Raw genomic sequence first — 13,253 nt, 5'->3', positions numbered from 1 at the left:
GTTGACCCGCAGAGGGACTGCGTGGCCGCTTGGCGGCCACGATTCGTGAGGCGGTGCGAACCGCCGAACGGGCGACTCGAAGCGCCGCTGGCGCGAGAGTTGCCGACAGATGAGCGGCGGACGCCGCGAATCGCGTGCGGTCGTCAAAACGTGGTTCGAAACCGCGGATCGTGAGCGCGGTTCGGAGCGCCACCGGTGCGAGAACCGCGAACTGTGAGACGGTGCGAGCCGTCGAACGTCCCGTCACGATCGACCGCGCGCAGACGGCCGAGGATCGATGGAACGGCGAACCCTCACCGGTGCAAGTCCGCGCCGTGGTAGCCCGAACGCCCCGCGGCACCGCCGCGGACGGCGCGGACGCTCAGCCGAATGCCGGGCCGAACAGAAGGGGGCTTACTCCTCTCACCCATTTCCTCCGCGAGAGCGACGGCACCAATACCAGCGAGAGCGACCGGAACGCAGCCGGCCGTCACCGCCACCGATACAGGAGCTTCAGCCAGCTCGAGACGCGTCGTCGTCCCCGTCCGGGACGCGAGCCAGCGTTCGCTCGAGTCCCCTCCGCTGGGCGGTTCCACGCCCGACCGTGGGAGAACTGATCGTCGTGTCGCTGTCGCGGACGGCCGTCGCCTTGCCGGTCGTCCCCGTCACCAGCCCCATCATCGCCACTCTCGTCATCTGCGTCCTCGTCCCTGACGCCGTCGTCAGCGTCCTCGTCGTCGACGGTGTCATCGACATCCTCGTCGTCAACTCCGGAGCCCGCGCGGATCGCGGTCAGCCCGCCGTCGTCGATGTAGATCGTCTGATCGGCGACGACGCATCGGTCCCCGACGTGGGCGCTGTCCGTCCGCGATCGAACCCAACGCTCGCTGCCGTCGTCGATGTCGAACGCGACGAGGCAGTTCTCGTATCGGCCACCCTGCAGGCCCAGGCCGACGAAAACCGTATCACAGGCGATCACCGGATCGCCGATGGCGTGGGAGTAGTTCCCGACGGTCCACCGTTTCTCGCCACGTGCCATATCGACCGCGACGAGTTCGTAGCGCGTGACGAACACGAGCGTGTCGCCGCGCACGGCGAGCTTGCGGACTCCGCCGTGCCAGGTTCCCGTTCGCTCGCCGGTCGCCGAATCGTAGGCAGCGACGACTTCGGACTCCGTTCTGACGGCGACCCGGCCGCCGGTCGCGACGAGATCGTACAAGTAGTAGTAGTTCGTCCCGATCGTGAGCTCCGGCTCGCCGGAGAGCGGTGCGAGGCCGACGATCGTACCGTCCTCGGCAATCGCGAAGACGCAGTCGTCAGCTGCGACCACGTCGCGCTCGAGCGCTCGCTCGACCGTTCGCGGTTCCTCCCAGGGATCGCCGGTGGACACCTCGACGGCGTTGCGGGTCCACTCGATCGCGCCCGTCTCGCAGTCGATCGCGGTCAGGCTCCCCCCGGCGAAGACGTAGACCATCCCGAAGGCGACCGTGGGCGACTCGAGGGTGGTGTCGGCAACCGCGGTCTCCCACCGGACGGCCCCGGTCGCGGCGTCGAGAGCGGTCACGGTCCCGTTACAGCCGACGTAGACGGTCCCGTACGCGACCGTCGGCTGGCCGCCGGCACCGAGCCCCTCGCATCGCCACTCGAGCGTGCCGTCGGCGGCGTCAAGGGCGCGTACCGCCCCGTCGACCGACAGGTAAGCCGTCCCGTCGGCAACGACGGGCAACGCCTCGGCGTCGGCCGTCCAGGCGGTCTCGAGCGAGTCGAAATCGAATTCTTCCCCGAACCCGTCCTCGAAACCGACGGCACCCGTTCGGCTGGGGCCACCCCGTGCGGTCGACCAGTCGGTAGTCGCCTCGGGCGGCAGGGAGGGCGTCCCGGTCGATCCGCGTTCACGCTCGGTCGTCGCACCCACATCGGTGGCCCCTGCGAGCACCCCACCGGCCACGGCGGCCGTCATGCACCCTTTCAGGAACCGTCGTCTCGTATTCCGACGCATGACTCTCTCGAGTTATGTGATTCCCATTACTATCGCACGGCTAACGCGTTCCGAAATCGGGAATCGGCATCGTTCTATTTCTGCAACAGTTCGACAACCCGCGTGCGCTCGCGAACGCGGACCTTCTTTTGCTACTCGGCCGATTCCGTTGCGCTCGAGCGAAGCGTCGCCGGACGACCTCGAGCGCCCGTAGCGAATCCGGACCGCGTGCGAACCGCGAACGGAAAGTGGCCTCTTACGCCACGAACTCGAGCGTCCTGACGGAGTCTCACGCGAGCAGTAGCGAGCGTGAGGCACGTCAGGACCGAACGACGAAGCGAGTGCTGAGCAACGCGAAGCACTCGCAAGGAGTGAGCGTCCTGACGGAGATTTGAACTCCGGTCCCTGGCTCCGCAAGCCAAGAGGATAGTCCACTACCCTATCAGGACTCATCTCTTCATACCCGCGTCGCCATTAAAGCCCTTTCGAAAGGAACCGGCTGCCGCCCGGCGATTCCTGTCGGCCGTCAACACGGTTCAGACTCGAGGGGCTCACGTACTGACGTTTATATGCGAACGGGCGGCCAGACGGTGGTATGAGTTCCTGCACGAGCCCGGCCATCGCGTGGCACCAGCCCGACAAGTTCGCGGCAGCGAGATCGACCGAGCCGCCGGCCGTCGCGGCCGGCTCCGTCGAACGCGACCGATCGGTGAGACGCCGAATGGATAACGCTTATGCGCGACCTGCCCATGCCTGAGCATAGAATGAGCGACATCGAGGGCGTATACGAGGACCTCGAGGCCGACGTCTCCCTCGAGGAGTTTCGCGAGGCCGTCGAGGCGAAGGTCGAGCAGATGGGGGGGCTCGCGGACGAGGAGACGGCGGCGATGCTCGTCGCTCACGAGGTCGGCGAGAGCGAGGTCGGCGGGATCGCCGATATCGAACCGGGCATGGAGGAGGCGAAGTTCGTCGCCAAGGTGGTCTCGATCGGCGAGAAACGGACCTTCGAGCGCGACGGCGACGACGAGGACGGTCAGGTCGTCAACGTCGAAGTCGCGGACGAGACCGGCTCCGTGCGGGCGGCCTTCTGGGACGACCACGCCGAGGCTGCCATCGAGGAACTCGAGGAGGGACAGGTGCTGCGGATCAAGGGCCGACCGAAGGAGGGCTTTTCCGGCGTCGAGGTCAGCGTCGACGATGTCGAACCCGACGACGACACCGAGGTCGACGTACAGATCTCCGACGTCTACACCGTCGAGGACCTCTCGCTTGGCCTCTCGAACGTCAATCTCGTCGGGCTGATTCTGGATACCGACAGCGTACGAACCTTCGACCGTGACGACGGTTCCGAGGGGAAGGTCTCGAACCTCGTGCTCGGCGATTCGACCGGCCGCGTGCGCGTGACGCTGTGGGACGAACAGGCGGACCTCGCGACGGCGTTCGATCCGGGCGCAACCGTCGAGGTCGTCGACGGCTACGTCAAGGAACGCGACGGCAGTCTCGAGCTCCACGTCGGCAACCGCGGCGCGGTCGAGGAAGTCGACGCGGAGGTCGAGTACGTCCCCGAGAGCACGCCCATCGAGAACGTCGAGATCGGCCAGACGGTCGACCTCGCGGGCGTCGTCCGCTCGGCCGATCCCAAACGCACGTTCGACCGCGACGATGGGTCTGAGGGTCAGGTTCGCAACATCCGCGTTCAGGACGCGACCGACGACATCCGCGTCGCGCTGTGGGGCGAGAAAGCCGACATCGACGTGGGACCGGGCGACGAGGTCGCGCTGGGCGACGTCGAGATCCAAGACGGCTGGCAGGACGACCTCGAGGCGTCGGCGGGCTGGCAGTCGACGATCACCGTTCTCGAATCTGATTCGGCCGACACGAGCGCTGCCGGCGGCGACGACGGCTCGAGCGACGAGAACGCCGGGCTATCGGCCTTTGCCGGCGACGGCGCTGACGACGGGGGCGAGGACGACGAGACGGCAGGGGCGACCGCCGACTCGAGCGGCGACGACGGAGCCGCCAGCGCGGATGCCGGGTCCGACGACCCGTCCGACGGCGAGGAACTCGAGTTCACCGGCGTCGTGGTTCAGGCCGGCGATCCGCTCGTCTTAGACGACGGCGAGACGACGATGAGCGTCGCGACCGACGTCGATGTCGGCCTCGGCGAAGAGGTAACCGCCAGAGGGGTCGTCCGCGACGGCCGCCTCGAGGCGAACGACGTGTTCTGACGGCGCGAGCAACCTCATTGACCGCCTAGGAAAAGCGTTAAGGGAGTTAGCTTCGCCTATGATTATATGAACGTCGAACTCCCGTTCGCCCCGGTGGACACGATCATCCGGCGGAACGCGGGCGATCTTCGGGTGAGTGCCGACGCGTCGAAGGAACTCGCAACGCGGATTCAGGAACACGGGAGCGAACTCGCGATCGACGCCGCTGAAGAGGCCACGGCGGACGGCCGCAAGACGCTGATGGCCCAGGATTTCGGCGTCGAGCGCGTCGTCGACAAGGACGACCTCGAGTTGCCGGTCGCGCCGGTCGATCGGATCGCCAGACTGGAGATCGACAACCGCTATCGCGTCTCGATGGACGCCCGCGTCGCCCTGGCCGACATCCTCGAGGACTACGCGGACAACGTCGCCCGGGCGGCGACGATCCTCGCACACCACGCCGACCGGCGCACCATCACCGACGACGACATCGAGACGTACTTCTCGCTGTTCGAGTGAGCAAATGCAGTTCGGCTACAGCGAGACCTGTCTCGCACACGATCCCGGTTCGCGCCACCCCGAGTCGCCGGACCGGCTACGGGCGATTCGGGAGCGACTGAAGCGAAAACACGGCGTCGAGTACGTCGAAGCCGACCCCTGCGACATGGACGCGATGGCCGCCGTCCACGACCGGGAGTACCTCGAGTCCGTCCGAGAGTTCTGCGCGGAGGGCGGCGGTAGCTGGGACCCCGACACCACCGCCGTCGAGGCGACGTGGGACGCCGCATCCCAAAGTGCGGGACTGGCCTGTTGGGCAGCCGAGGAAGCGCTCGAGGGCGCGACGGGACGTGAAACGCCGTTTTCGATCGGTCGGCCGCCGGGCCACCACGCCGTCTACGACGACGCGATGGGGTTTTGCTTCGTCAACAACGTGACCGTCGCCGCCCAGCACGCCCTCGATCACGACGAGTACGATGTCGACCGGGTCGCGATCGTCGACTGGGACGTCCACCACGGCAACGGGACCCAGGACATCTTCTACGACCGGGGCGACGTCTTCTTTGTCTCGCTCCACGAGAAGGGGCTCTATCCCGGCACCGGTGCGGTCGACGAAATCGGTGAAGGAGACGGCGAGGGGACGACGATGAACGTGCCGATGCCAGCCGGGACCGACGACAACGAGTATCTGGCCGCCATCGAGGGACCGATCACCGCCGCGCTGACCGAGTACGATCCCGATCTCTTGCTCATTAGCGCCGGCTTCGATGCCCACCGCCACGACCCCATCTCGCGGATCCGCCTCTCGACGGAGGCGTACGCGCTGATGACTGACCGGATGCGAACGCTGGCCGACGACACCGACGCCGCGCTGGCGTTCATTCTCGAGGGGGGCTACGGGCTCGACGTCCTCGCCGACAGCGTGGCGATCGTCCACGAGACCTTCGACGGGCGGGAACCGATCGAACCCGACGACGAACCCGGCGAAAAGGCGGCATCGGCACTCGAGGACGTACTCGAGGCCCACGACCTCGACGCGGATCTCGGCGATACGTAGATCGACCGGCGAGCGGGCTCAGGGCCGCGGATCGAAGTAGGTCGCGAGTTCCGTCCCGAACTCATCGAGTAACGCCGCGATCTCCTCGCCGACCAGTACCTCGTAGCCGTCTTCGAGCGCCGTCTCGACGTGTGCGCCGAGGCCGACATCGAAGAGCCGGTCGCTCTCGAGGAACGCGCGCGCGGTGGTGAACTCGCGGTCGCGCTCGGTAACGTAGCGATCGCCCTCGATGAAGGGGCCGTAGGCGTCGGGATCGTCGGCGTACGCGCTGTAAAACCCGGTCGCGTGGTCGCGGACGGAGACCGGCGGCCCCTCGTGGCGTTCGACGGCGGGACGCTCGCTGACCGCCAGTTCCGCGAAGACGGCGGCCGTCTCGTCGGCGAACGTCGTCGCCCGGAAGACGTCGAACCCGCGGTCGTCCAGTCCCTGAGTGATCCCCGCGAGCGACTTTCGGAGCTGGGGGTAGAGCTGATCCTCGACGAGGTCGGGCGCATCGAACCGGACGGCGACGGGCGTGGTGGCTCGGCGCGCGAGGTGATTGCGGAGGTCCGCTTCCGTCAGCGGGTCGCACTCGACGGATTCGAAGCTGTCGGTGCGCGGGTCGTCGAGGAACGCGCGGGCGTAGTGCTGGAGACGAGCAACGTTGGCCGGCGAGCAGACCGCCGCGACGTTGCGCTCGGGGTCGGTTGGATCGATAACGACCAGCGGATCGCCAAAACTCGCGCGGCCGTGGTCCTCGGGATCGAGTTCGACCGGCGGCTGCCAGTCGGCCGCGGCCTCGAGCAGCGGCCGGAAGCCGCCGTACTCGCAGACGAGCAGTTCGGTGAGGTAGCCGCTGAAGCCCTGCGTTCGAAGGTCGCTGCCATAGACGCCGATTCCGGTGAGGAACTGCTTCGTCACGCGGACATCGCCAGCGAGGTCGTCGTCGAGTCTGGCCTGGAGATAGCGGGTGTGAAACGGCGTTCGATCGACCGCCGAGCGGATCTCGGTCGCCGACTCGAGGCGAAAGCAGGGGACGACGTCGACGTCGAACCCCTCGACCGTTCCCTTCACGTAGGGGTGTTCGGCGTACTCCTCGTGGCCCGCCGGCAGCGTCTCGTGGCCGACCTCGAGGCCGTACGCCTCGAGCGTTTCGCGGTCGAGGTCGGGCGGAAAGCGGACGAAGACGTCGATGTCTCGGTCGCCGCTGATCCACGTGTCGCGGGCCGTCGAGCCCACCTGTAGCACGTCGGCGTCGGCACACAGATCGGTCGCGGCGCGTTCGGCCCGGTCGATGAGCCGATCGGCGACCTCGCGGAGTCGAGCGCGTTCGTCCTCGTCGGGGGTGACCGCAGCGCGGATCTCGGCGACGACCCGCTCGAGGTCCGGCCGCCCTGACTCGTCGCTGTCAACGTCCTCCTCGCTCATCGCGTGGGATTACTCGAGCCCCGCGTGAAAGGGTGTCGAACCGCCGGCAGCGAAAACGAAAGCCCTATCAAATCGACCCGGCTACCAATGGATGAGCCGAAGTAGCTCAGATGGTAGAGCACCTCGCTGTTAACGAGGTTGTCCCAGGTTCGAGTCCTGGCTTCGGCGCTTTTGGGGAACGTCACTTCGCGAGAAGCGGTAGCTCCGAGCGAACCCCGATTCCGCAAGAGCGAGCCAGTCACGACTCGGACACGCGAGTCGCACGCGGCCGAACGCAGTGAGGTCGATCGTGGTCGAACACGGATCGCGGGATAGTCACACCCGTTGGGCAGGGATTAACGTCTTCCGGCCGTGACATAGCCGTATGACCAGCGACGGCGACGACCGACGGAGTACCGACCATCACGGCCACGATATCATCGATCCACTCCACGTCGGGATCGTGACCGTCTCGAGTTCACGTGCGGCCGAAGCAGATCCCGACGATCCGGGCGGAAACACGATTCAGGAAGCGTTCGAGGCCGAGGGCCACGAGGTACTCGAGCGACTGCTCGTTCGCGACGACTACTCGGCGATCCGGACCGCCGTCCGCGGGCTGGTCGCCCGGCGCGACATCGACGTAGTCTGTACCACCGGCGGCACGGGCGTCACCGCCGACGACGTCTCCCCGGAGGCGACCGCGTCGTTGTTCGAGCGCGAACTCCCCGGCTTCGGCGAACTGTTCCGCTCGCTCTCGTGGGACGAAGTCGGAACGCGTGCGATGGCCTCGCGCGCGACGGCGGGGATCGCCGTCGACACGCCGGTGTTCTGCCTGCCCGGCAGCAAGAGCGCCTGCGAGACCGCCTGCGAGGAACTGATCGTCCCCGAGACGCCCCACCTCGCCGGTCTGGCGACGCGCCACCGCGCCGGTGCGAACGACCAGACGCTCGCGGATTATCAGGAAGAGTAGGTCGGCAGGGCGCTCGATCGTTCCTCGAGCGAGCGGTCAGTACGCCTGAACCAGCCTTTATTGACAGCGCTCGCGTGCCTTCGAGTGCTATGTGCCACCACTTCGAAACCGTCACCGAACTCGACGCCGAGGAGCGCGAAGAGATCCTCGAGTCCCACAGCGAGGACGAGCTTGCGGCAGAGCTCAGTGACGACGAGCTCGAGGCGCTGACCGCGTAGGACCCCGTTTTTTCTTGTGAGCGGAACGGACAGCAAGTGTTAATTACTGCGCACGATTTCTCCCGATTGACGGGCCCTTAGCTCAGTCTGGTGAGAGCGCTCGGCTCATAACCGAGTGGTCGATGGTTCGAATCCGTCAGGGCCCATCCGCAAAAACCCGAACTGTGGCCGAATCCTCTTCGGCCGCTGAGCGGGCCCTGAACAGTACGACGATCGGTTTTTCCGTTTTCGCACGACACCCCTCTGAACCTGAACCGAACCAGTCGCTGGTTTCGGGTCGTCGCCGTCTTGCGAAATTAGTAGCCGAAACGGGATGGTCGGCGTGACGGTCACGCCTTGGTCCTCGGTCGACAACTCGACGTGTTGTCACTGCGGTGCCCACGTCACGGACCGGTTCCGTCGCGTCTTCGGTGACGACGACAATCGCGCCCACCGCTGTGGCGACTGCGATACCTACGCGCGACTGAGCCGTGGCTCTGCAGCTGGCGTCGACGTATCGATCCCCGATCCGGAAACGTCGCTCGGCCGCCACGGAGGTGAGGCCGATGCGTGACGAGTTCGTTCCGGCGAGTCGGCTGTACGATGTCGAGAGTCGGACGCCTATCGCCCATCCGGCCCATCAAGCGACCGACGCGGACGTTCGGCGTGCGCTCGAGGACCGGGAGGTTTGGGCCGACGGCGGACATCCCTTGAGCGATACAGCTCTACTGGCTGAGCTGGCCGAAATAGATGACTTCGATAAGGACGGCCCCAATCGCTCCGGCCCCCGCTACTTTCAACGCCAGTTGAATGGGGAAGTGGATGCTAATCCCAGCGATCAGGAGCATACCCACGGCTATCGCCACCAGCAGGAACTGGATAGCCCGCATGGCTGTATCGAGTGCAGTCTTGGCCAAACTCCCATTTCTATTGTCCACGGGCTCCCCCTCAGTGTGTTTCACCATGGCCTACTCATAGGAAAGTTGTTAGATAGGTCTTTCGTGAGTACTGGCCCGGGTGAGATCAAGAGTAGCGGCTTGAGCGGGATGTTCCGCTGGATTACCCGCGGTTTCGGTCTTTCAGCAGGTACTACGATTACCCCCACAGTGGCGTTGGTGGCTGTCGCTTCTGCCGATCCGGTCGTAACTGTGGGTGATTCGCGGTGAGCGTCGACACCGATCGGGACGGCCGAGACCTCGAGGCCGAGCTAGCGAACCCGGCGGCCGGGAAGTTCGGTATTCCCGTCGACGCTGTCTGCGTGGGCTGTGGGCGGACGCGCGTCAAACGCGCGAGCCTCGAGGAAATGGATCAACACCCTCGGGCCGATCCGACCGCCCTCAAGGCGAGTGATTGCACGTCGTTCAAGCACGTCTGCTACGGCTGTCAGAGCGCGACGTGGTGGAATCCCGTAACGGTACTCATCGGCTTGCTCGAGAGCGAGCGCGACCGAGGTGAGTAGCGGTGTCCCAAGTCGAGACGACACCGCACGAGATCGAGGGCCGCTGGAAGTGGCCCGACTGGGGCCGCGGGCCTTACGATGCGCTGTCGTCGGTGATGCTCGGGCCGCCCTTTGAGGGCTATCTCGAGATCGACACCGAAGTCGACGGCGAGCCGTGGCACCTGGAGGTGCGCTATAGTAAGTCGGGGTTCGCGCCGCGACTGTCGGATGGAATCAACGCTGAACGGCTCTACGAGTGGGATATCGTGGGCCGTGGGCGCGGCGAGCGAAAGGCGTCGTTCAATCTCTCGCCCCGGTTTCCGAACATGCGTCATTGGGAGACCGGCGAGCGGTTACAGCTCCCGTGGGAGAATCAGGTCGGTGAGATTGACGGCGTCGACGTCGAGTTCCACACGAGTAACATCGAGCCTGAGCGCGGCCTCGAGTTGCTGCCGGAGTTCTTCGCCGCGGTGTTCGAGCACGCGGGCGAGCGTGTTCACCCGGAGTACTTCCGGGCCGAGCCGCACGATGCGAGCCGAATGTGGGCGTACGAGCGCTACGTTCGGATTCGCCGTGAGTGGGCTGAAAAGCTCTCGTCGGCCGGTGTGCTCCAGAAGGTCGCGCACTATCTTTCCGACCTCGAGGGCGATGGTTGCGTTCGCCGAGTCGTTCTGATACTCAGTCGCGTTGTAAAACGTGACCGTCGCCGAGGTGTTGGCCGGGTCGGCGATCGATTCGTTCCAGTCGACCGAAACGGCGATCGGCTCGGTGTCGTTCGTGAGCGCGACCGTCTCGTTGGTCTCATAGTCCACCGTCTGCGCGGTGCCAGTCACGGTGAAGCCGATGAGTGCCACGAGCAGGAGCAACGCCATCAGAACCGTCGAAAAACGCGGTCTCATGTTCTATCCCTCCAGTTTACTTGTACGCGATGAGGTAGAAGCCGGCACCGTTCAGGAACACCATGAACCAACCCAGCGGCCACATGGTACTGACGGCATGCGAGACGGCCGGCACCAGCGCCGAGAGGATGTTCAGGATGAACATCAGCAAGAGCGTGACCGTCTCCATATCGGTGTAGTCGTCGATCGTCGTTTGGCCGTTCGTCACCCACGCGGTGACGACGGTGATCATCGAAATGATGAATCCGTAGGTGATCTCGGTGCCCTGCGAACTGAACAGGACGCCGCCGAAACCGGTGTTGAACGGCGCGCTCAGCGCGAACGTGCCCACCGACGCGACCGAGATCGTCGCCAGCACGAACAGCGGTGCGAGCACGCTGTCGATCAAGTCGATACCATCTTCCCGCCGTACTGCTGACGGGACTGCGTTCTCTGGCAAACTTAGTGCCATACGCCCGCGGCAACTGGCTTCCCCGAAAAGGTCAGCAAAACCTAGGTTCAGCAAAGCTTATACCAAGGCGGGTTGCCCGCCTCGTCGTATGGCACTGAACAAACTCCGGAAGCTAGACCAGAACTCGGCCGGTGTGACCCTGCCGAAAGATGATCTTCGCATTGAGGGACTGCTTGACGAAGATGGCGAGATCGACGGCGAACACCACATCCACATCCGCCACGTTGACGACGGCCAGTGGTCGCTCGAGCTCGTCGAGGGAATCGATACAGAATGAAATGTACTCTTTGTTCGAATTTTCAAAAGGGAGTTAGCCTGATCTGTATTGATCAGAATTCCGACTAGCTGTATTATGGGGCCAAATTTCGATTCTGAACAATATGTTCTTTGCAGTTGATTAGAGACCTCTGGTATGGGAGGGCAACGGCGAGAGTTCTTGGCTTCGTTAGGTGTAACTGGTATCTCGGTGCTGGCCGGTTGTAGTAGCTCAGGCGGAGATGACGGTCCAGGTGAAGGATCCCCACAAACGGACCTCGGAGAGGAAGGTCTCCGGACACAAACAACGAAAATAGCGGCCAGCGACGGTGACTCAAACGATGATTTCGGCGGATCTGTGTCGCTCTCAACTGATGGGTCTACCGCGCTCGTTGGCGCGACTTACGACGAGGATCCGAACGGGAAGGGAGCGGGTTCAGCCTATGTCTTCGAAGCAAGTGGCGACGAATGGAGTCAACAGGCTAAGCTCGCTCCTAATGATGGCGATTCGCGAGACTATTTCGGCGCATCAGTGTCGATATCAGCTGATGGCACCGTCGCGCTTGTCGGTGCGGTCGGTGACGAGGATCCGAATGGTGGTAGCGAGAGTGCGGGGTCAGCCTACGTATTCGAAGCAAGTGGCGACGGATGGAGCCAACAGGCAAAGCTGGCGCCTACAGATGGCGACCCGCGAGACGGATTCGGGTGGGAAGTATCGATATCGGCTGATGGATCCACGGCGCTCATTAGCGCAGTTGCGGATGAGGATCCGAACGGCTTGGAGGCGGGGTCGGCATATATATTTGAGTCGAACGGGGATACATGGAGCCAACGTACCAAACTCGCGGCTGAGGACGGTAGTCTCCGTGACGAGTTTGGTACTTCTACCTCAATATCGGCTGATGGCACAACCGCACTCGTCGGTGCGATCGGTGTCGACGAACCGAATGGTAGTTACTCAGGGGTAGCCTATATTTTCGTGGAGAATGGCGATGCATGGAGCCAGCAGGCTAAGCTCGCCGCAGACGACGGAAAAGACAATGATGAATTCGGAAGTTCAGTATCAATATCGGCTGACGGCATGGCTGCGCTCGTCGGTGCGGCCGGTAGTGACGGTCTGAACGGTAACATGGAAGGTTCTGCTTATTACTTCGAATCGGATAGCGGTGAATGGAGGCAACAGGCCAAACTCGCCGCTGACGACGGCCAAGAACACGACGAATTCGGCAGCTCAGTGTCAATGACTGGCGATGGTACCGCTCTTATCGGTGCTCGCTTCGAAGATATGGGTTCGAGCGGTGATAGCGAGGGATCGGCATACCTCTTCAAGGCGAGTGGTGATACATGGAATCAACAGGCTAAATTAGCGGCAGAGGACCGCGACTCTGAAGATATGTTCGGCGATTCAGTGTCGATATCGACTGATGGCACTGCTATTATCAGTGCACCAAGCGACGAGGATCCGAACGGAAAGGAATCAGGATCAGCCTATATCTTCGACTGAAAGGCGAATCCCTTCTACTCTCAATTACCAACGGTCCACGTTGATTGGTACTCTATCGATAGTTCATTGCTGTCCAGAATCTTCGCGATTTCCGCTGCAGTTAGTGATCCTTCCTGGTCAGCGCGGCGGATCAGTTCGGGCACCCGCCCGTTCGGCTGCGCAGTCGTGTCCCCACGCATCTTGAGGTAGTAGTCTGCAGCCACATCGAGCGCGCCTGAAACCGTATTCTCGCCCGTTGCTTCTTTCAGGTACTTCCACTTCCGTTCTCGAGCTTCGGTCTTCTGAATTCGCATCGTGATTTGCACAACCCCCTCGGAATCCTAGAGATTTGCGGTGACTCAATCTCGAGCCCATATAAAGAACAACCGAACGGGAGCCTGTTGCCAGCACAATCAGCGCATCGGGCAGCCCAGCTCGAGGTCCATTTTACATAA

14 protein-coding genes, 3 tRNA genes and 1 pseudogene are annotated in these 13,253 nt (G+C 63.7%); 12 read left to right on the top strand and 6 right to left on the bottom strand.

The genetic code is table 11. The annotated features are described in order from the left end of the window. Window positions 1–469 precede the first annotated feature (469 nt). Window positions 470–1,978, bottom strand: coding sequence for a PQQ-binding-like beta-propeller repeat protein (locus NKH51_RS17630; RefSeq protein WP_256527484.1), 1,509 nt, complete (start codon window positions 1,976–1,978; stop codon window positions 470–472). 355 nt (window positions 1,979–2,333) lie between these two features. Continuing rightward, a tRNA-Arg gene (locus tag NKH51_RS17625) sits at window positions 2,334–2,406 on the bottom strand. Window positions 2,407–2,721: 315 nt separating this feature from the next. Here NKH51_RS17625 and NKH51_RS17620 point away from each other — a divergent pair. The 3 genes from NKH51_RS17620 to NKH51_RS17610 all read left to right on the top strand — a co-directional run bounded on the left by NKH51_RS17620 (window position 2,722) and on the right by NKH51_RS17610 (window position 5,719). Beyond that, window positions 2,722–4,185, top strand: a complete 1,464-nt coding sequence (locus NKH51_RS17620; RefSeq protein WP_254762973.1) for a single-stranded DNA binding protein — start codon at window positions 2,722–2,724, stop codon at window positions 4,183–4,185. A gap of 66 nt (window positions 4,186–4,251) precedes the next feature. Beyond that, complete coding sequence (locus NKH51_RS17615) at window positions 4,252–4,683, top strand: histone family protein (RefSeq protein ID WP_254762972.1); 432 nt, start codon at window positions 4,252–4,254, stop codon at window positions 4,681–4,683. 4 nt (window positions 4,684–4,687) lie between these two features. Next, a complete protein-coding gene (locus NKH51_RS17610; RefSeq protein ID WP_254762971.1) occupies window positions 4,688–5,719 on the top strand; it encodes a histone deacetylase family protein in 1,032 nt (343 codons plus the stop codon). Window positions 5,720–5,737: 18 nt separating this feature from the next. Here NKH51_RS17610 and cca read toward each other — a convergent pair whose 3' ends face one another. Next, window positions 5,738–7,126 carry a CCA tRNA nucleotidyltransferase gene (cca, locus tag NKH51_RS17605; RefSeq protein ID WP_254762970.1) on the bottom strand — a complete coding sequence of 463 codons (1,389 nt, stop codon included), beginning with the start codon at window positions 7,124–7,126 and terminating at the stop codon, window positions 5,738–5,740. A gap of 95 nt (window positions 7,127–7,221) precedes the next feature. On the opposite strand from cca, the gene NKH51_RS17600 reads away from it, so the two are divergent. The 5 genes from NKH51_RS17600 (at window position 7,222) to NKH51_RS17585 (ending at window position 8,846) form a co-directional block, all read left to right on the top strand. Next, a tRNA-Asn gene (locus NKH51_RS17600) sits at window positions 7,222–7,294 on the top strand. 196 nt (window positions 7,295–7,490) lie between these two features. Further along, window positions 7,491–8,075, top strand: coding sequence for a MogA/MoaB family molybdenum cofactor biosynthesis protein (locus NKH51_RS17595; RefSeq protein ID WP_254762969.1), 585 nt, complete (start codon window positions 7,491–7,493; stop codon window positions 8,073–8,075). Between the two features lie 89 nt (window positions 8,076–8,164). Beyond that, a complete protein-coding gene (locus tag NKH51_RS18835) occupies window positions 8,165–8,293 on the top strand; it encodes a hypothetical protein (protein ID WP_256527483.1) in 129 nt (42 codons plus the stop codon). Window positions 8,294–8,364: 71 nt separating this feature from the next. Beyond that, window positions 8,365–8,439 (top strand) — tRNA-Ile (locus NKH51_RS17590). Window positions 8,440–8,606: 167 nt separating this feature from the next. Then, window positions 8,607–8,846 carry a DUF7563 family protein gene (locus NKH51_RS17585; protein WP_254762968.1) on the top strand — a complete coding sequence of 80 codons (240 nt, stop codon included), beginning with the start codon at window positions 8,607–8,609 and terminating at the stop codon, window positions 8,844–8,846. Window positions 8,847–8,997: 151 nt separating this feature from the next. Here the strand turns inward: NKH51_RS17585 and NKH51_RS17580 are convergent, their stop codons facing one another. Beyond that, window positions 8,998–9,237, bottom strand: a complete 240-nt coding sequence (locus tag NKH51_RS17580; RefSeq protein ID WP_254762967.1) for a hypothetical protein — start codon at window positions 9,235–9,237, stop codon at window positions 8,998–9,000. Between the two features lie 197 nt (window positions 9,238–9,434). Between NKH51_RS17580 and NKH51_RS17575 the strand changes: the two genes are divergently transcribed. Both NKH51_RS17575 and NKH51_RS17570 read left to right on the top strand, forming a co-directional pair. Beyond that, window positions 9,435–9,731: a hypothetical protein gene (locus NKH51_RS17575; RefSeq protein ID WP_254762966.1), complete on the top strand. Its 297-nt coding sequence runs from the start codon at window positions 9,435–9,437 to the stop codon at window positions 9,729–9,731. 2 nt (window positions 9,732–9,733) lie between these two features. Then, window positions 9,734–10,357 (top strand): annotated as a pseudogene (locus tag NKH51_RS17570) (DUF7845 domain-containing protein); the annotation flags it as partial. Window positions 10,358–10,625: 268 nt separating this feature from the next. Here the strand turns inward: NKH51_RS17570 and NKH51_RS17565 are convergent. Further along, window positions 10,626–11,060: a DUF8023 family protein gene (locus NKH51_RS17565; protein ID WP_254762965.1), complete on the bottom strand. Its 435-nt coding sequence runs from the start codon at window positions 11,058–11,060 to the stop codon at window positions 10,626–10,628. 88 nt (window positions 11,061–11,148) lie between these two features. On the opposite strand from NKH51_RS17565, the gene NKH51_RS17560 reads away from it, so the two are divergent. Beyond that, window positions 11,149–11,337 carry a DUF8053 family protein gene (locus tag NKH51_RS17560; protein ID WP_254762964.1) on the top strand — a complete coding sequence of 63 codons (189 nt, stop codon included), beginning with the start codon at window positions 11,149–11,151 and terminating at the stop codon, window positions 11,335–11,337. 135 nt (window positions 11,338–11,472) lie between these two features. Then, a complete protein-coding gene (locus tag NKH51_RS17555; RefSeq protein WP_254762963.1) occupies window positions 11,473–12,819 on the top strand; it encodes an FG-GAP repeat protein in 1,347 nt (448 codons plus the stop codon). Window positions 12,820–12,839: 20 nt separating this feature from the next. Here NKH51_RS17555 and NKH51_RS17550 read toward each other — a convergent pair whose 3' ends face one another. Further along, window positions 12,840–13,124, bottom strand: a complete 285-nt coding sequence (locus NKH51_RS17550; protein ID WP_254762962.1) for a hypothetical protein — start codon at window positions 13,122–13,124, stop codon at window positions 12,840–12,842. Window positions 13,125–13,253: the final 129 nt, after the last annotated feature.

Origin of the sequence: Natrinema marinum (genome assembly GCF_024296685.1) — an archaeon.
Lineage (GTDB): Archaea > Halobacteriota > Halobacteria > Halobacteriales > Natrialbaceae > Natrinema > Natrinema marinum.
This window is presented reverse-complemented; position numbering and strand designations above follow the sequence as displayed.